The organism is Devosia sp. (genome assembly GCF_965229025.1).
GTDB lineage: Bacteria > Pseudomonadota > Alphaproteobacteria > Rhizobiales > Devosiaceae > Devosia_A.
Window position 1 is genome coordinate 3556465 of the sequence record NZ_OZ245853.1, and the last position, 17929, is coordinate 3574393.

Annotated in this window: 14 protein-coding genes; 10 read left to right on the top strand and 4 right to left on the bottom strand. The window is 64.5% G+C overall.

What is annotated here, in order from left to right; genetic code table 11:
* Position 1: 1 nt before the first annotated feature.
* On the top strand, positions 2-1636 hold the full coding sequence (locus ACO06J_RS17300; RefSeq protein WP_421761959.1) for a heparinase II/III family protein: 1635 nt from the start codon (positions 2-4) through the stop codon (positions 1634-1636).
* A 69-nt stretch (positions 1637-1705) separates the two neighbouring features.
* Positions 1706-3295 (top strand): bifunctional phosphoribosylaminoimidazolecarboxamide formyltransferase/IMP cyclohydrolase, encoded by a 1590-nt coding sequence (gene purH, locus ACO06J_RS17305; protein WP_421761960.1) that lies wholly within the window; start codon positions 1706-1708, stop codon positions 3293-3295.
* A gap of 43 nt (positions 3296-3338) precedes the next feature.
* On the opposite strand, the gene ACO06J_RS17310 is transcribed toward purH, so the two are convergent.
* Entirely contained in the window at positions 3339-8093 is a 4755-nt protein-coding gene (locus ACO06J_RS17310) for an NAD-glutamate dehydrogenase (protein ID WP_421761961.1), read from the bottom strand.
* A 163-nt stretch (positions 8094-8256) separates the two neighbouring features.
* Here ACO06J_RS17310 and ACO06J_RS17315 point away from each other — a divergent pair, with 163 nt between their 5' ends.
* From ACO06J_RS17315 to ACO06J_RS17325, 3 genes are all read left to right on the top strand, one after another.
* Positions 8257-9627 (top strand): lipopolysaccharide biosynthesis protein, encoded by a 1371-nt coding sequence (locus ACO06J_RS17315; protein ID WP_421761962.1) that lies wholly within the window; start codon positions 8257-8259, stop codon positions 9625-9627.
* Positions 9628-9716: 89 nt separating this feature from the next.
* Positions 9717-11123: a 3-isopropylmalate dehydratase large subunit gene (leuC, locus tag ACO06J_RS17320; RefSeq protein WP_421761963.1), complete on the top strand. Its 1407-nt coding sequence runs from the start codon at positions 9717-9719 to the stop codon at positions 11121-11123.
* Positions 11124-11176: 53 nt separating this feature from the next.
* Entirely contained in the window at positions 11177-11557 is a 381-nt protein-coding gene (locus ACO06J_RS17325) for a metallopeptidase family protein (RefSeq protein WP_421762535.1), read from the top strand.
* On the opposite strand, the gene ACO06J_RS17330 is transcribed toward ACO06J_RS17325, so the two are convergent.
* A complete protein-coding gene (locus tag ACO06J_RS17330; RefSeq protein ID WP_421761964.1) occupies positions 11554-11868 on the bottom strand; it encodes a hypothetical protein in 315 nt (104 codons plus the stop codon). The genes ACO06J_RS17325 and ACO06J_RS17330 overlap by 4 nt on opposite strands.
* Before the next feature lie 238 nt (positions 11869-12106).
* Between ACO06J_RS17330 and ACO06J_RS17335 the strand changes: the two genes are divergently transcribed.
* Positions 12107-13324, top strand: a complete 1218-nt coding sequence (locus ACO06J_RS17335) for a diguanylate cyclase (protein ID WP_421761965.1) — start codon at positions 12107-12109, stop codon at positions 13322-13324.
* 4 nt (positions 13325-13328) lie between these two features.
* Here ACO06J_RS17335 and ACO06J_RS17340 read toward each other — a convergent pair whose 3' ends face one another.
* Entirely contained in the window at positions 13329-13619 is a 291-nt protein-coding gene (locus ACO06J_RS17340) for a hypothetical protein (protein ID WP_421761966.1), read from the bottom strand.
* A 146-nt stretch (positions 13620-13765) separates the two neighbouring features.
* On the opposite strand from ACO06J_RS17340, the gene argC reads away from it, so the two are divergent.
* The 3 genes from argC (at position 13766) to ACO06J_RS17355 (ending at position 16057) form a co-directional block, all read left to right on the top strand.
* Entirely contained in the window at positions 13766-14716 is a 951-nt protein-coding gene (argC, locus tag ACO06J_RS17345; protein WP_421761967.1) for an N-acetyl-gamma-glutamyl-phosphate reductase, read from the top strand.
* A gap of 4 nt (positions 14717-14720) precedes the next feature.
* The gene (locus ACO06J_RS17350) at positions 14721-15476 is read left to right on the top strand and encodes a Stf0 family sulfotransferase (RefSeq protein WP_421761968.1); all 756 of its coding nucleotides are present in this window, start codon (positions 14721-14723) and stop codon (positions 15474-15476) included.
* Positions 15477-15571: 95 nt separating this feature from the next.
* Positions 15572-16057, top strand: a complete 486-nt coding sequence (locus ACO06J_RS17355) for a Crp/Fnr family transcriptional regulator (protein WP_421761969.1) — start codon at positions 15572-15574, stop codon at positions 16055-16057.
* Positions 16058-16379: 322 nt separating this feature from the next.
* On the opposite strand, the gene ACO06J_RS17360 is transcribed toward ACO06J_RS17355, so the two are convergent.
* Positions 16380-17165, bottom strand: coding sequence for a metallophosphoesterase family protein (locus ACO06J_RS17360; RefSeq protein WP_421761970.1), 786 nt, complete (start codon positions 17163-17165; stop codon positions 16380-16382).
* A 158-nt stretch (positions 17166-17323) separates the two neighbouring features.
* On the opposite strand from ACO06J_RS17360, the gene leuD reads away from it, so the two are divergent.
* Positions 17324-17929: a 3-isopropylmalate dehydratase small subunit gene (leuD, locus tag ACO06J_RS17365; RefSeq protein WP_421761971.1), complete on the top strand. Its 606-nt coding sequence runs from the start codon at positions 17324-17326 to the stop codon at positions 17927-17929.

Genomic DNA, 17929 nt, shown 5'->3' on the forward strand with positions numbered 1-17929 from the left:
CTTGGCCCATTCGCTGCGATTTTTGGCGCGCCGCACCCTGCTGTCGGTGGCCGACTATCTCGTGACCAATCCGCTCGTGCGCTGGACCTGGACAGGCCCGGCCAACGAGGACTTGCTCAGTGCGATTGGCGAGTTCCGCCCCTCGGACCGCGAAACCGTGCTCGAAATGATGCAGGGGCGCTACCTTTTGGCATCCAAGCTGGTCGACACCCATGGCGTGTCGCCGTTCTCGCTCGATGTCGATCATGACGACTGGCAAGACGATCTGCAGGCATTCGCCTGGTTGCGGCACTTCCGGGACGCCCGGAGCGATGAAGAGCGGCGGTTCGCCCGCACGCTGACGCTCGACTGGATCGGCCGTGATGGCAGCTTCAATCGGGACAGCTGGGCCCCGTCGCTGACTGCCCGCAGGGTGCTTAACTGGTTGCGTCACTATAATATTCTGATCGAAGGGGCCACGCTGGAGCAGCAGCAGCAGATTTCGCGCTCGCTCTCGACGCAGATTTCGTCGCTAAAGCTGCGTGGGCTGCTTGCTACGGACCCCGTAGATTCCCTCCTCGTGGCGATCGCGCTGGTCGGCGTTTCGCTGTGTGCTGACCGTTCGGACGTGGAAGTCGCCGAGCGGGTCAAGCGCGTGCAGCGCCTCCTTGAAGAGCAGATCGACGAAGACGGCTTGCACCTCACCCGGTCCGCCAAAGTGCAGATCCTGCTATTGGTGGAACTCATCACCATCATGCAGGCGCTGCGCCGCGACCACGAGCAATTCTCCAACGATCTCAGCGAATTGACCGAGAGCATGCAGCGCGCGCTCGATGCCATATCGCTGGGGACCGGCGAGCCCGCGTATTTCAATGGCACCGGCCAGATGGCGCATGACCTGATTGTTTCGGTGCAGGCGCAGAGTGCGGCCCGCGCCAGATCGACGGGCACGGCGGGTGGCTACGGGCGCCTCCTGGCCGGCCGATCGATCGTTGTTGCCGATTCCGGGCTGGTGGGAGAGCCGGAATATATGGAGCGCGCGCATGCCAGCGCCCTCGCCTTCGAGTTCAGCCACGGGCGAGACTTGATCGTCTGCAATTGCGGGCCGGCGCCGGCGGACTACGAGGATGCGTTGCTGTTCCGGCAGGGCATTGCGCACTCGGCTCCGACCATCAACGCCTTGTCATCGGCCGCAATTCCGTCATCAGGCCCGCTCGCAGGGCGGCTGGTGCAGATTGGACGGCCGGCCGAGATCGAGGCGCATGATGCCGAGGATGCGCTGGTCATCCGTTGCCATGGCTATACCGAGCGCTTCGGGGTGACGCTGGAGCGGCACCTGACGCTCTTGGCGGAGGGCAAGACGCTCGTCGGGCAGGACCGGTTCATCCGGCACCGGCAGCGTGTTTCCGGCGCCTGCGCCATCCGCTTCCATCTCGCGCACCAGACAGAAGTGCAGGTGACAGAAGACCTTGTGCGGCTGAAACTTGGTTCGGGCGCCGTCTGGACCTTCCTTTGGGAAGGGGCGGAGATGCGGGTTGAGGACAGCGTCCGGCAGTCCGCCTATTTCGGCTTTCATCGCACCAAGCAGATCGTCCTCGATGTGCTGGTTGCCGATGCGAGCGAAGTGAGCTGGATTTTCACGCTGGAAGAGGCTTGAGGGCGGTTTTCATTCCTTCCTTGCCGTGCTAGCGAGCGCGCATTCAACCTGAAATCGCGGGAAATTGGCATGTCCGACGGCAAACTGGTTCCGGTCAAGCGCGCGTTGCTTTCGGTCTTCGACAAGACCGGCATGGCGGATTTTGCCAAGGATCTGGCGGGGTTAGGGGTGGAGCTGGTCTCTACCGGCGGCACCCACAAGCTGATCTCGGCGACCGGTGCAGCGGTGCGCGACATCTCGGATCTGACCGGGTTCCCTGAAATGATGGATGGGCGGGTCAAGACGCTGCACCCCAAGGTGCATGGCGGGCTGCTCTCGGTGCGCGATAACCCGACGCATAAGGCGTCGATGGACGAACACGAGATCGGGGCGATCGACCTCGTCGTGGTCAACCTCTACCCGTTCGAGGAGACCATCGCAAAGGGCGCGTCCTACGACGAAACCATTGAAAACATTGATATCGGCGGGCCGGCGATGATCCGCTCGGCAGCCAAGAACCATGCCTATGTGACGGTGGTGGTCGATCCTGCAGACTATGCGCAAGTGCTTCAGTCTATTCGCGAAACCGGCGGCGTGCCCTATGCGCTGCGGCAGCGGCTGGCGGCCAAGGCCTATGCGCGGACGGCGGCCTATGACTCGGTGATTTCGAGCTGGTTCGCGAAGACCCTCGACTATGCTGAAATGCCCTATCGGAGCTTTGCGGGACGGCTGACCGAGGTGATGCGGTATGGCGAAAACCCGCATCAGTGGGCAGCGTTCTATGCCACGGGCGAGGCGCGCCCGGGCGTTGCGACGGCGCGGCAGGTGCAGGGAAAGTCGTTATCGTACAACAACTTGAACGACACCGACGCGGCGTTCGAGCTGGTGTCGGAGTTCGATCCGGCGGTGCCGGCGGTGGCGATCATCAAACATGCCAACCCCTGTGGCGTGGCCACCGGGGCGAGCGTGATCGAGGCTTACCGGCTCGCGCTCAGGACCGACCCGACGAGCGCTTTCGGGGGCATCGTGGCGCTGAACCAGACGCTCGATGAGGCGACGGCTGCTGAGATCGTCAAGGTGTTTACCGAGGTGATCGTGGCGCCCGATGCGACCGACGCGGCGGTGCAAGTCATTGCATCTAAAAAGAATTTGCGGCTCCTGCTGACCGGCGCACTGGCCGATCCGAAGGCCGATGGGTTGACGGTGAAGTCGCTGGCCGGGGGGCTCTTGGTGCAGTCGCGGGATAACCGGAATGTGGATGATGCCGCGTTCCGGGTGGTCACCAAAAAGCAGCCGACAGAGGCGGAAGTGCGGGATCTCAAGCTGGCGATGAAAGTTGCTAAGCATGTGAAATCTAACGCGATTATCTACGTCAAGGACGGCGCGACGGTGGGTATTGGCGCGGGGCAGATGAGCCGGGTGGACTCGAGCCGTGTGGCGCATCGGAAGTCGATCGATGCGGCGGAGGCTGCGGGGATCGAGGGCGCGCTGACCAAGGGTTCGGTCGTTGCCTCGGATGCGTTTTTTCCGTTTCCGGACGGGATGTTAGCGGCGGTTGAGGCGGGTGCGACGGCGGTGATCCAGCCGGGCGGGTCGATGAATGACCAGGCGGTGATTGATGCGGCCGATGCGGCCGGTATCGCGATGGTGATGACCGGTATGCGGCACTTCCGCCATTAAAGCATCAAACGGATGAACAAAATCCAACAGCGCCTGGGGTGACTCAGGCGCTCTTGGCGAGATCGGACAGCAAACCGGCCGCGACCGAGAGGCGTGAGACGGTCATGTCACCTTCGGTCAGCCCCTTTACCGCGGCGATAATTCGGGCGATGGCGTCGGAGCGTTCGGACTGCCAGCGGTCGAGCCGCTCGGCCACGGACCCCTCGCCGGTCGCCAGCACATCGGCGGTCAGGTCACGCTGGGCGCGAAGCAGGTTGGCGAGCGCGCGGTCGAGCGCCATGCGGTCAAAGGTGTCGGCGAGGACGATGGCATTGCCCTCCTCGATGACCCGGCCGAGCTTGAACAGGTCGAGCACCGCAAAGAACGCGACGGCGGCCTCGACGACTGGGGCACCGGTGCGGTCGGAGACGAGGACGATATCGGTGCCGAGCGCCAGCACCGAGAGTTCGGCAAAGCGCCGGGCCATGTCGCGGCCGGCGCCAGCGGCTTCGAGCGCGCTGGCGCGTTCGGCGATGGTGGTTTCGAGATAGGGGCCGAGGAGGCCGGTGAACAGGGTGCGGACGGCTTCAATGCCTGCCTGGTAGCGCTCGACGAGGGGCGCGAGGCCGTGGCGGAAGTCGCCGTTGCGCAGGAACCAGAGGGTTTCGCGCTTCAGGAGGCTCTGGACCGTGGCGTATAGGGTGAGTTGGGTCTTGCCGCGCACCTCGCCATCGAGGGCATCGATGGCGAGGTTGAGATCGGGCAGGCCATAGACGTCACGGGCGGCGGCATAGGCGGCGGCGACCTGGCCGGCATCGGCGCTGGTCGCGGACATCAGTTCGTTGACGAAGCCCGGACCGCCGCGATTGATCATGGCGTTCGAGAGCACTGTGGCGATCACCTCGCGGCGGAGCCGGTGGTGGGTGACGGTGTCTTCGAAGGTCTCGGTCAGCCGGTTGGGGAAGTAGCGGTAGAGTTCGCGACCGAGATAGGGATCGTCGGGCACGCCGGTTTGCAAAAGGTCAGCGTTGACGACGTTCTTGGCGTAGGCGAGCAGCACCGCGAGTTCAGGCCGGGTGAGGCCTCGGGCGCCGAGGGCGCGCTGCCGGAAGGCGGCGTCGTCGGCGAGGAATTCGACGGCGCGGTTGAGTTCGCCGCGCCTTTCGAGCGCATCCATCAGCGCTAGATGCTCGGGGAAGGCGGAGAGGCCGCGTTGCTCTTCGACCGACAGCGCGAGGGACTGCAGGTAGTTGTTGCGGAGGCAGAGGGCCGCGACCTCGTCGGTCATCGAGGCGAGGAATTCGTTGCGGACCTGGGGCGTGAGCTTGCCGGCCCGGGTCAGGGCGCCGAGCGCGATCTTGATATTGACCTCAAGGTCGGACGAATTGACGCCGGCCGAGTTGTCGATGGCGTCGGTGTTGAGCCGGCCACCAGCCAGCGCATATTCGATGCGGCCGCGCTGCGTCATGCCGAGATTGGCGCCTTCGCCGATGACGCGGGCGCGGATGTCCTTGCCGGTGATGCGGACGGCGTCGTTGGCCTTGTCGCCAGCTGCCGCCTCGGTTTCGGTCGAGGCGCGCACATAGGTGCCGATGCCGCCGAACCAGAGCAGGTCCACGTCGGCCTTGAGGATGGCGCGGATGACGTCATTGGGGGTGACGGCTTCGTTGCCGAGACCAAGGGCGCGACGGGCTTCGGCGAACAGCGCTACGGTCTTTAAACTGCGCGAATAGATGCCGCCGCCCTTGGATAGAAGTTCGGCATTGTAGTCCTGCCAGCTGGAGCGTGGCAGGCCGAAGAGGCGGATGCGTTCGGCAAGGCTGCGTGCGGCATCCGGATCGGGATCGATGAAGATGTCGCGGTGATCGAAGGCGGCGATGAGGCGCAGGTGCGGCGACAGCATCATGCCGTTGCCGAAGACGTCGCCGCTCATGTCGCCGACGCCGACGACGGTGAACGGCGAGGCCTGGATGTCGCGGTCGAGTTCGCGGAAGTGGCGCTTGACCGCTTCCCAGCCACCACGGGCGGTGATGCCCATTTTCTTGTGGTCGTAGCCGACCGAGCCGCCTGAGGCGAAGGCGTCGCCGAGCCAGAAATCGCGGTCGAGGGCGATGCCGTTGGCGGTATCGGAGAAACTGGCAGTGCCCTTGTCGGCGGCGACCACCAGATAGGGATCGTCGCCATCGCGTCGCAGCACATCGGGGGGTGGCACGACGGTGTCGCCATCGAGATTGTCAGTGACGTCGAGCAGGGTCGAGACGAAGATCTTGTAGCAGAGCGTCCCTTCGCGCATCACCGTTTCACGGTCGGCGCCGGCCGGGGTCTGCTTGGGAACGAACGCGCCTTTGGCGCCAACCGGCACGATGATGGCGTTCTTGACCTGCTGGGCTTTGACCAGACCCAGCACCTCGGTGCGGAAATCCTCAGGCCGGTCCGACCAGCGGAGGCCGCCACGGGCGATGGGGCCGAAACGGAGGTGGAGGCCCTCGACGCGCGGTGAATAAACGAAGATCTCGCGATAAGGCTTGGGCTCGGGAAGCTCATCGACCTTCGAGCAATCGAACTTCAGCGCCAGCGCCGGGCGGCGCTGCCCGGCGGAATCGCGCTGGTAGGCATTGGTGCGGACGATCGCTTCGGTGAGGTTGAGATAGCGGCGGAGGATACGGTCCTCATCGAGCGAGGTAGTGGCCTCGACGGCAGCGGCAATGATCTCACGCGCAGTGGTGGTGGCGCGTTCGCGGTGGCCGGCAAAATGCGGGTCGTTTTCGGCGTGAAACAGCGTCACCAAGGCCGCCGCGACGTGCGGATGGCGGGCGAGCACGGCGATCAGGTAGTCTCGCGAATAGGGGATGCCGACCTGCTTCAGATATTTGGTCAGGGCGCGCAGCACCTCGACATCGTCCCAGCTGAGCCCGGCGCGGGTGGTGAGCTGGTTGAGCCCGTCGCTTTCCGCCTCGCGGCGCCAGACCGCGAGGATGGCATTCTCGATCTTTTCGCCGAGGTGATGATCATCGAGATCGAGCGCCGTGTCGGCCTCGATCACCATGTCATGGAGCCACGTGTCGCCGCCGGTGCGCGGGGTGATGGTGAAGGTGTCCTCGTCGATGACGCGGAAGCCGAAATTTTCCAGCATCGGGACGCGGTCGCTGAGCGGGATGGGGCTCTGGCGATGATAGACCCTCAGCCCCAGCGCGCCATCTTCGCGCTGGCCGAGCCGCAGCGCGATGGCACGCTCGTCGGGGAGGAGCTTGACCACCTCGATATCGGCCAGCGCCGCCTCGGGGCTGTTGCTTGACTGGTAGGCGGTCGAAAAGGCGTCAGTGAACTCGGCAATGGCCGCTTTGTCGGGGGCGGCGGCGAGGAGATGATCGCCGAAGGTGCGGATCAGTTCGGCGACCGCGGTTTCGAGATCGTCGCGCGACGGGCGCGGCGTCGTACCGCCATTGCGCCCGATGATGAACTGCACGCGGACCAGCTCGCCCTCGGGAAAGCTCGGATAGAAGGCCGAGACGCGGCCTTCATAGACCTGCGCCAGGTAGGCGCCGATGCGGATGCGGACATCGGAATCGTAGCGGTCGCGCGGCACATAGACGAGGATCGAGACGAAGTTATCGAAGCGGTCGATGCGCGGCAGGACGCGGACGCGCGGCCGGTCGGTCAAATTGGCGATGATGGTCGCAAATTCGGCGAGCAGGTCATCGGGGATCTGGAACAGCTCTTCGCGCGGGTAGGTATCGAGCACGTTCATCAGCGCCTTGCCGGCATGGCTCTGCGGGTCATGGCCGGCGCGCTTCAAGACATCCGTGACCTTCTTGCGGATCAGCGGCACATCGATATTTGGCGTTGCATAGGACATCGAGGTGAAGAGGCCGACGATGCGGAGTTCGCCCGAGGTGGCGCCTTCGGTGTCGTAGAGCTTGACCCCGATGTAGTCGAGATAGGCGCGGCGATGGACGCGCGAGCGGATATTGGCCTTGGTGACGAGGAGCGGCGCGGGCTCGGCAAGAAAGGCCGCGTGCTGGGCGGTCATTTCGACGAAGCTGGCGCCAGAGCGGAGGAACAGGACGTTGGGATCCTCAAGGATGCCCAGTTCGCTGTCATGGACCGGCAGCAGCCGGGCGGTGGGGCCTGCGCCCTCGAGCCGGTACTCGCGCATGCCGAGGAAGGTGAAATTGTGCTCGGCGAGCCAGCCGAGGAAATGCATGGCCTCGGCCACGGCAGGCGCCGGGGCGATGGGGGCGTGGTCGTGCCAATCCTGCACCGCTTTCCGAACCCTGGCGAGCATCGGGCGCCAGCCGGCGACGGCGCGGCCGACATCGGTGAGGGTGTCGTCGATTTCACCCTTCAGCGCCTCGCGCACCACGATATCGGGCAGCGGGTCGATTTCGAGGTGGAGGAAGCTTTCGAGGCGGCTGCCGGCGCCGGGAACTTCGAGGACACGATAGGTGGCGGGATCGAACTGCAGCACCGGGTGGGTGATGAAACGCACGACGCCGCCATAGGAGCGGACAGCCGCCAGGACGCTATCGACGATGAAGGGCATGTCCGCCGAAAACACTTCGACGATCTCGGGCTCGCCCGGATGCTCGGGCGGAACCACATAGACGTTGTGGCTTGCGAGTTCGCGCTTGCCGAGCCGGCTATAGGATTTGCGGAAGGTTGCTTCGAGCACTGCGGCCGACTGGAGCTCGAGATCCTCGGGATCGGACGCGTCGACGACGGTCTTGAGGAACCGCGAAAAGCTCGGCTCGCTCAGCTGATATCCCTGTGCCCGCGCCAAAAGTTCAGCGCGTACCCCCGTGGCCGTAACGTCACTCAACGCAATGCTCCCCCTGCCTTGCCCTGATGTCCACCGGGCCAGTGTGTGACCGGCCGGTGGGATTTGTCGAGTATTGTCCCAATAGCTCTAGAGAGTGTGAAGGGCGGTAAGACCTTCGAAGCGCTTGGGCACCTATACTGGGTCAAACCAATGTGACGGCGCCATGACCCCTGCACGAACCGACCTCCGTTCGATCCTCCGGACCGGCCGCAGCCGCTCGCTGGTATCGCTGATGATCAAGGTGGCGACGGCGGGGCTGACCTACGCGATGTATGTGGTGCTGTCGCGCACCATGGGGGCGGAGGAATACGGGTACTTCGCCTTCGGGCTCAGCCTTGCGACGGTGCTCGCCATCGGCGCCTCGATGGGCCAGCAGACGGCGATCCTCCGCTATTGGCCGGAAGACCAGGTGGCGGGGCGGCCGGACAAGGCGATCGAGGCACTGCGCTCGGGTGGGGCGCTGACGTTTATCGCCGGGGCGGTGATTTCGGTGGCGTTGCTCCTGTTCGGGGCGGGGCTCGGGGTGTTCGACCATGGGCCGGTGAGCCATTTCTACGCGGCGGCAGCGCTGATCCTCCCCATGGCGCTGGCCGAATACTGGTCATCGGCCTTGCGCGCGCAGGGCTCGGTGTGGACGGCGCTGACACCACGCGACATCGGCTGGCGGCTGGTGACACCACTGGCCGTGGTGGGGCTGGTCTGGCTTGGCGTCACCCTCAGCGGCTGGGAAGCGCTGCTCCTGACGGCGCTGGTGTTGGCGGCGGCGCTGGGGGTGCAATATCTCGTCGCGCAACGGCGGGGCTACGAGATTGCGCCGGGAACGTCGGGGCTCGGGAGCTACTGGCAGGCGCGGGGCAAGGCGAGCCGCTGGTTCCTGATCGGCACGGTGATCGATTCCGCAGCGCTCAACATGGACACGATCTTTGTCGGGCTACTGCTGGCGCCAGTAAGCGCCGGCATCTATTTCAACGCCTTCCGTACGGCGGGGCTGCTGACGCTGTTCATGTTTGCCATCACGCTGGTGGTGGCCCCGATGGTGGCGCAGCACTATCACGCCGGCGAAATGCGGAAAGCCCAGGCGATCACGGCGCTCTGTGCCTGGGCGGGGTTCTTGTTCTCGCTGGTGGTGTTTGTGGGCTTTGTGGTGTTCGGCACCGAGCTTCTGGCGCTGTTTGGACCGCATGCCACAGAGGGCTACTGGGTGCTGATCCTCCTCTCGGTTGGGTTGATGTTCGATGCGGCGACGGGGCCGGCGCGGATCGTTCTGATGATGACGGGCCATGAGCGCGACTATGTGCGGATCTGGGGCGCCATCATGCTGGTGGGGCTGGTGATCGAACTGCTGGTGATCCCGGTCTGGGGGCTGGTGGGGGCCGCGGCAGTGAACGCGCTGTCGCGGGCCGTGGCGCAGAGCGCGATTGCGGTGTGGGGGACGCGCAAGGTGGGGCTCGACCCGAGCCTTTTCGGCGTGTTCTCGATCAACCGACGAGTGGATCGGGCCGAGCCTCAAGCGGCGCCGGTCGCGGCCTTGTAATCGCGTGAGGCCTCGCCAATCTTGACCGATGCGGTAGCAGGGGCTTAGAACGCCCGCCTACCCCTTCCTCGAGATGGATTATTGGGCAAATGGCCGGCAGAACGCTTTACGACAAGATCTGGGATGATCACCTGGTTTCGACCGATGCGGACGGTACCAGCCTGATTTACATCGACCGGCACCTTGTCCACGAAGTGACGAGCCCGCAGGCCTTTGAAGGCCTTCGCCTCAATGGCCGCAAAGTGCGCCATCCGGAGCGGACGCTGGCCGTGGTCGACCACAATGTGCCGACGACCGATCGCTCGCTGCCCAACCCCGATCCCGAGAGCGTGACGCAGATCGCGGCGCTGGCCGAGAACACCCGCGATTTCGGCATCGAATACTATGACGCCTTCGACCGGCGGCAGGGGATCGTGCACATTGTCGGGCCGGAGCAGGGCTTTACGCTGCCGGGCATGACGATCGTTTGCGGCGACAGCCACACTTCGACGCATGGCGCGTTCGGCGCTTTGGCGCATGGCATCGGCACCTCGGAGGTCGAGCACGTGCTCGCCACGCAGACGCTGTTGCAGCAGAAGGCCAAGAACATGCTGGTGCGGGTCGACGGCCAGTTGCCGCCGGGCGTTACCGCCAAGGACATCATCCTCGCCATCATCGGCGAGATCGGCACGGCGGGCGGTACCGGCCACGTCATCGAGTTCGCGGGCGAAGCCATCCGCTCGCTGTCGATGGAAGGCCGCATGACGATCTGCAACATGACCATCGAAGGCGGCGCGCGCGCCGGGCTGATCGCGCCCGACGAGACGACGTTCGAATACGTCAAGGGCCGCAACCGGGCGCCGACGGGCAAGGCCTGGGGCATGGCGCTCGAATACTGGAAGACGCTCTATACCGACGAAGATGCGCATTACGACAAGGTCGTGGTGCTTGATGCGGCAAAGCTTCCGCCGATCGTCTCGTGGGGATCGAGCCCCGAGGACGTGATCTCGGTCAATGGCGCGGTGCCGAACCCGGACGATATCCAGGACCCCAACAAGCGCGCCTCGAAGTGGCGGGCGCTTGAGTATATGGGCCTTCAGCCGGGCACCAAGATCACCGACATCACGCTCGAGCGTGTGTTCATCGGCTCGTGCACCAATGGGCGCATCGAGGATCTGCGGGCGGCGGCGGCGGTGATCGGCGGGCGCAAGGTGCATGACGGCGTCAACGCCATGGTCGTGCCGGGCTCGGGCCTCGTCAAGGAACAGGCGGAAGCCGAGGGCCTCGACAAGGTGTTCAAGGATGCCGGGTTCGAATGGCGCGAGCCGGGCTGCTCGATGTGCCTGGCCATGAACGCCGACAAGCTCAAGCCGCATGAGCGCTGTGCCTCGACCTCGAACCGCAATTTCGAGGGCCGGCAGGGCTTCAAGGGCCGCACGCACCTGGTGTCGCCGGCGATGGCGGCGGCGGCGGCGATCGCCGGGCACTTTGTCGATATCCGGCAGTGGCCGAACTGAGCGCGAATGCGTGGGCGGAGCGATCCGCCCCCTCGCTCGACGACTTTGAGGAAATGGCGCTGGCGGCGTTTGACGCGCTGCCGGCCGAATTCCGCGAGCTGGCGGAGAACGTCCCCTGCGCGGTGGCGGATTTTCCAGATGACGAGACCATCGCCGAGATGGAGCTCGAGTCTCCGTTCGACATTCTAGGGCTGTTCCGCGGCGTCGGGCTGCCACAGGGCGGGGTGCTGGCGCAGACGGGGCAGCTGCCCAACCAGGTCTGGCTCTATCGCCGCCCCATTCTCGATTATTGGGCCGAGAGCGAGGACGGCGAGACGCTGGGCGAGATCGTCACCCATGTACTGGTGCACGAGATCGGCCACCATTTCGGCTTTTCCGATGAAGACATGGAAGCCATCGAAGCGGCGGCCGATGCTGAGGCAGGCAAGGTTTAGGCCTCGTTGACGCCGGCGTCGCGGGGGACGAATTCGTAGTAGTCGTCGAGAATGCCGGGCTTTTCCTCTTCGACGAGGAGGCCGAGCTTCTGGCTGTCGAATTCTTGGAACCAGTCGTCCCAGCCGACAAGGTCGAGCCCGCCGACGCGGTCGCCATACTGGTTCTCGCCGGCGTTCAGCGCTTCCTGGCCGAAGACGATGCGAAGAATCGGACGGGCGCCGGTTGCGGGCGCATCGCCAAGCGCCGGGTTACCGGTGCGGGCAATGGCCCATTGGCGGATTTCGTCATGCTGGGTCAGAATTTGCGTCATCAGATATATCCCTCAAGCTGAGCCGTACATCCGCGGGCGAAGGGCGGTGTGCTGACAGCACTGCGGATGATTGCCCCGTCGCTATAAGTGGGGTGCCGAGCGGAAGGTTCCAAGCCGGTGCGACTCATTGCAGCGTGGCATATACGTGGTAATCCGTAGGAGTTGCGGCCAGATATTAACGAATTGTTCTCCAGCGCGTCGCTACTGTTCGCCCATAAATTTTGGGATGTATTGGAAAATGGCCGGAGCGAGCTTCATTCTCGCCATCAATCTGGTTATTGCCGCGCTGTTTGCGCTGGCGTTCCTGCTCGTTGCCCTCACCAACCGTTCCGATCGTGTCGCGCTGTGGTTCGCGCTCGCCTACGTGTTTGGCATTGCGTATGTGTTCTGCGAGTTCGTGCTGCCGACCCAGAGCTACGCCAAGATCGCCTATGTGGTAGGGTTCATGGCATTTCTCGGCGCGGTCACGGCGGTGTCGATCGGCATCACGCGGCGCTACAACCGGCCGGTGCCCTGGCTGCTGATCGGCGTCGCCGTTGCGGGCTTCGGGGTGACCAACTGGCTCGCCTTTGATCTCGAGCGCGACTCGATGATGCGGATGATGGGCTATCAGGCCCCCTATGCCTTCATGCAGGCGCTCGCGGCCTGGGTGGTGTTGCGGTCGCGGCGACGGCAGCCGATCGATCTGGCACTGATGGCGCTGTTTTCGCTGAGCGCACTGCAGTTCCTGTCCAAGCCGCTGGTTGCGAACCTCACCGGAGGCACCGGTGGCACTGCGCAGGAATATCTGGTCACCACCTATGCGCTCTATTCGCAATCGCTGGGGGCGGTGCTGCAGGTGGCGACCGGGCTGGTGATGCTGATGCTGCTGGTGCGCGACATGCTGGTCGATATCACCGCCAAGTCGGAAACCGATGCGCTGAGCGGGCTCTACAACCGCCGCGGCTTCGAGGAGCGCGCCATTCCGCTGCTGGCGGCGGCGCGCAGCGACAAGGTTCCGGTCTCCATCGTGATTGCCGATCTCGATGCGTTCAAGGCGATCAATGACACGTTTGGCCATGATCGCGGCGATGAGGTGATTGTCGCTTTCGCGCGGCTGATCCGCGATCAAGCGCCCAAACGCGCCATTGTCAGCCGCATCGGCGGCGAGGAATTTGCGGTTGTACTGCCCAGCGCCAATGCAGCGATGGCGCGGCTCTACGCGGAAACCGTGCGCAGTGGTTTTGCCGGGCTGGCGATTGCAGGCCTCCCCGGCGATTTCCGTTGCACCGCCAGTTTCGGGGTCGCCGAAAGCGATGGCGAGGATAGCCTCTCCGACCTTCGCCGCCGCGCCGATGCGGCGCTCTATGCGGCCAAGCGCGGCGGACGTGACCGGGTCTGCGTCGCAGGCGAGGCGACGCCCGACGTCATGCCGGCGCACCCGCTGGCGGGCACACTGGCGATGGGTTCACGCTGAAGCTTCAGTGCAGCGCGCTGCGTTCGACGAACTCGATGCCGGATGCGGTGTCGGAGACTTTGAGGGCGAGGTTCTGGCGGTCGAGTTCGGCGAGCCAGGCGTTCCATGAGCACGGGCTGACGCCGTCATCGACGCTGGGCGAAACGTCGGACAGTTCGGGATGCTGGAAGTTCAGGCTGAGCCGGGGCCGGAGCTGGCCGATACGGTCGCGAACGAGGCCAAGGGCAGGGTGGCCCTTGCGGGATTCAACCCAGTTCCGGATGGCCGAGTGGGTGGTCAGGGTACGTGTGCGCATGATGGTTTCCTCCTCAGGTCGGGAACCAACGAAACGCGCGGTGGTTCCCCCAAATGCACAATTAAAGGTGGGCACGCCGAGGCCTTTGCACCAGTGACACGGACGCCCTATATGTGCGGCGAATTAGCTCCAGATTGGGGACCGACATGGTTGCGAAGATTTTCATCGATGGCGAGGCTGGAACGACGGGTCTTCAGATCCGCGAACGGCTGGCCGGTCGGCGCGACCTTGAGGTGATCTCGATCGCGCAGGACAAGCGCAAGGATATCGAGGAGCGCAAGCGCCTGTTGAATGCGGCGGACGTGGCGATCCTCTGCCTGCCGGACGATGCGGCGCTTGAGAGCGTAGCGCTGATCGAAAACGACACCACCAAGGTGATCGATGCCTCGACGGCACATCGGGTGGCCGAGGGCTGGGCCTATGGCTTTGCCGAAATGGACAAGGGCCAGTCTGACGCCATTGCCAATGCGCGCTTTGTCGCGAACCCGGGGTGTTACCCGCAGGGCCCGATCGCGATGCTGCGGCCGCTGATCGCGGCGGGGCCGCTGCCGGCGGAGTTTCCGATCAGCGTCAATGCCATCTCTGGCTATACGGGCGGTGGCAAGTCGATGATCGCCGAGTATGAAGCGGCCGGTGATGAGGCCAGCGAATACATGCCGTACGGTCTCACCTTCCAGCACAAGCATCTGCCGGAAATGACGCGCTATTCGACGCTCAAGCATGCACCGCTGTTCGTTCCGGCCGTCGGTGATTATGCACAGGGCATGGTGACCTTCGTGCCGTTGCAGCTTGGACAACTGGCAAAGGTGCCGACCGGGCGTGAACTGCATGCGGCGATTGCCGACCATTTCGCCGCGATCAAGAATAGCTTTGTCGAGGTGGCGCCCTATGAGCCGACGGCGAAGACGCCGGAACTGGACCCGGAACTCTACAACAACACCAACCGCATGAAGCTGCATGTGTTTGCCAACGATGCGCGGGCGCAGGCATTACTGGTCGCGGTCTATGACAATCTCGGCAAGGGCGCTTCGGGCGCTGCCGTGCAGAATCTCAACCTGATGCTGGGCCTTGCGGCCGATACGTCGCTGGCAGCCTGAGCGGGTGTCGTACCGATCCCTGATCCTTTGCGCCTCGCCGCGCAGCGGGACGACGCTGTTCTGCGACCTGTTGAAGGGGACGGGCGCCGCGGGGCGCCCGGCGTCGTACTATCGGGCTGAGGACATCGCGGAGTGGGCGGAGCGCATGGGCGTGCCGTGTGGCGAGGGCGCGGCGTTCGAACGGGCTTATCTCGATGCGGTGGTGCAACGCGGAACTGGCGAAACAGGCATTTTTGCGCTGCGGCTGATGTGGCCGAGCCTTGCTGACCTGATGGCGCGGCTTGAGCTGGTGTTTCCCGGGCTTGCCGATGATGCGGCGCGGCTCGAGGCGGCGTTCGGGGCGCCGCTCTATGTGCATCTGAGCCGGCGGGACAAGGTGTCGCAGGCCGTGTCGCGGCTGAAGGCGCACCAGACGGGGCTCTGGCACATGGGCGCCGATGGCACCGAGCGGGAGCGCACGGCGCTGCATCAAGCGCCGGTCTACGATTTCGAGCGGCTCGCCGGGTTCGTGGCGGAGGCGGAGACCGCCGATGCTGAATGGAACCGCTGGTTCGCCCGGCACGGCATCACGCCGGTACGGATGAGCTACGAAGATGTGGCTGCTGACCCGAGGACCGCATCGGCTCAAGTGCTGGTGGCGCTGGGTCGTGACCCTGAGCTCGCGCAGGCGGCTGAAATCCGGACGGCGAAAATGGCGGATGCCGAAAGCCGCGACTGGGTGGCGCGGTTCGAGCGCGAGCGGGCCGCAGGCCAGCCATAGCCTTCGAAAGACGCATATCTCACGTGACATCTGCGCTTTTGACCGGCGGCAGGGCGTGGTGCATGATGGTTTTGTCACAGTGATGAGGGCAGGCGATGGACGGGGTGCTGGCGTTTTGCGAGGGGCTGCCGCTGGACAGGTTCGAGGCGGGCGGCGTGCTGATTGCCGAGGGGCCAGCTTCGGGGCGGATGTTCATTCTCGTCGATGGCACGATCGAAGTTTTGCGCGGGGAAACGCAGGTGGCTGAAATTACCGAGCCCGGCGCGGTGTTCGGCGAAATGGCGGCGCTGCTCGGCGGTGCGCATACGGCGACGGTGCGGGCGGTGGGGCCGGTGACGGCGTACCGGATCGACGACGCCAAGGCGTTCATGCGGACGGGCAACGAGGTGGTTTATCACGTGGCGACCATCCTCGCCCGGCGGCTGCAGGATGCAACGACCTACCTAGCGGATTTCAAGCGGCAGTTCGCCGGGCGGAACGACCATTTCGGGCTGGTCGATGAAGTGCTCGAGGCGCTGGTGCAACGGCAGCGGCCGGCGGTGAGCGTGGGCTCGACGCTGAAGTCTGATCCGCGGCTGTAGGGCTCTGAACTTTCAATCTTCTTCCTTCTCCCCTTGAGGGAGAGTTCTGAGTGCTCTTGCAAAGCTCCAGTGGAGCTTTGCAGCGAAGAACGCCCGTCAGGCTATGCCTGCGGGCTACGGCCCGTAGGGCGGATGAGGGGTTCTCTCCTCCGCAACGGCCGCTCCTCGCTAGGCTCGGATCGCGCATCGCCGTGGCGATGCGAACCCCTCATCCGGCGCTGCGCGCCACCTTCTCCCTCAAGGGGAGAAGGAAGAGGAAGCCCCTCACCCGTCTCGGCCTTCGGCCGATCCACCCTCTCCCCGACGGGGAGAGGAACGGAACTCACGCTTCCTTGCGCAGCATCCATTCGGGCATGGCGGTGAGTTGCTCGATGGGGCGGGTCAGGGGGAGGTCGAGGTGGACGCCTTCGGCGCCTTCGAGCGAGAACCAGGCGGCCTCGGCGGCGTCGGTTTCGATGCTGATGGCGGTGGGGACATCGCCGATCTGGCGGCCGGCGTTGAACACCCAGGTCTTGCCGATCTGATCGACCCAGGAGCCGCCGCGCGCGAAGGGCGCTTCGTGAACGTGGCCGGAAAAGACGAAATCGGGCTGGTACTGGACGATCCAGCCGGAGAGGGCCGTATCGCCGTAATGGCGGCCGCCGGACCAGGAGACCGGAGAATCTGACGGCGGGGCGTGGTGCACCCAGATCCAGCGATCGATGCGATCGGGCGCGGCGGCGGCGAGTTGCTCGCCGATGCGTTTCAAAGTCAGCGGCCCATCCCACCAGGCGCAGACGGTGATCATCACCCCATCGATGAGGATGGTGTCGCCGTCGATGGGGATGGCGAGGCGCTTGGCGAATTCCAGCCAGGCGGCATGCTTTTCGCCGTCGGCGTTGAGCGCATCGAGATCGTGATTGCCCGAGCAGACAAGCAGCCGCGTCGCTTGGCGGAGGCGCTTAAGGTACGTGTTGATGACGACGATTTGGGTGCCTGGATCGACCGCCGAGGCGATCTCCAAGAGGTCACCGGCGATCACCACAACGTCGTAGGCAGGGGCGGCCTGCAGCACCCAATCGAACTGCGGCAGCGAATAGTGCAGGTCTGCGACCACCAGAATCTTCATGCGGGACGTCCCTCCCCCGAAACTGCAGGCTTCGCCGCACTTGACCGCAGCGCGCCTGATGCGCCATTAAGCGCCAGATTATTGCGCATCTTGCCCGTTAATCGCGAAAAGTGCGACAGGCTTTTCACGCTGCCGCTGGCCCCCGAAGGGAACTGCTCATGGACAAATTTATCAATCTGACTGGTGTCGCGGCGCCCCTGCCGTTCATCAATATCGACACCGACATGATCATCCCCAAGCAGTACCTGAAGACGATCAAGCGCACCGGGCTCGGCTCGGCGCTGTTTTCGGAGATGCGCTACAATGACGATGGCAGCGAGAACCCGGAATTCGTGCTCAACAAGCCGGCCTATCGCAACGCCACTATCATCGTTGCCGGTGACAATTTTGGCTGCGGCTCGAGCCGTGAGCATGCGCCGTGGGCGCTCCTGGATTTCGGCGTGCGCTGTGTGATCTCGACCAGCTTTGCCGACATTTTCTACAATAACTGCTTCAAGAACGGCATCCTGCCCATCGTGGTGACGCCCGAGCAGCTGGCGCTGTTGATGGACGACGCCGATCGCGGTTCGAACGCGACGGTGACGGTTGACCTGCCCAGCCAGACGATCAAGGGACCGGATGGCGGTTCGATCCATTTCGATATCGATCCAGCGCGGAAACACATCCTCCTCGAAGGGCTCGACGATATCGCCTCGACGCTGAAATCCGATCCGGCGATCACCGGGTTCGAGACCAAGATGGCACACGACCGCCCCTGGCTCTGA

Excerpts from the sequence above, each read along its gene's own strand:
- leuD (WP_421761971.1), top strand. The coding sequence starts at position 17,324 with ATGGACAAATTTATCAATCTGACTGGTGTCGCGGCGCCCCTGCCGTTC.
- leuC (WP_421761963.1), top strand. The coding sequence starts at position 9,717 with ATGGCCGGCAGAACGCTTTACGACAAGATCTGGGATGATCACCTGGTT.
- ACO06J_RS17340 (WP_421761966.1), bottom strand. The coding sequence starts at position 13,619 with ATGCGCACACGTACCCTGACCACCCACTCGGCCATCCGGAACTGGGTT.
- purH (WP_421761960.1), top strand. The coding sequence starts at position 1,706 with ATGTCCGACGGCAAACTGGTTCCGGTCAAGCGCGCGTTGCTTTCGGTC.
- ACO06J_RS17325 (WP_421762535.1), top strand. The coding sequence starts at position 11,177 with ATGGCGCTGGCGGCGTTTGACGCGCTGCCGGCCGAATTCCGCGAGCTG.
- ACO06J_RS17330 (WP_421761964.1), bottom strand. The coding sequence starts at position 11,868 with ATGACGCAAATTCTGACCCAGCATGACGAAATCCGCCAATGGGCCATT.
- ACO06J_RS17335 (WP_421761965.1), top strand. The coding sequence starts at position 12,107 with ATGGCCGGAGCGAGCTTCATTCTCGCCATCAATCTGGTTATTGCCGCG.
- ACO06J_RS17355 (WP_421761969.1), top strand. The coding sequence starts at position 15,572 with ATGGACGGGGTGCTGGCGTTTTGCGAGGGGCTGCCGCTGGACAGGTTC.
- argC (WP_421761967.1), top strand. The coding sequence starts at position 13,766 with ATGGTTGCGAAGATTTTCATCGATGGCGAGGCTGGAACGACGGGTCTT.
- ACO06J_RS17315 (WP_421761962.1), top strand. The coding sequence starts at position 8,257 with ATGACCCCTGCACGAACCGACCTCCGTTCGATCCTCCGGACCGGCCGC.
- ACO06J_RS17360 (WP_421761970.1), bottom strand. The coding sequence starts at position 17,165 with ATGAAGATTCTGGTGGTCGCAGACCTGCACTATTCGCTGCCGCAGTTC.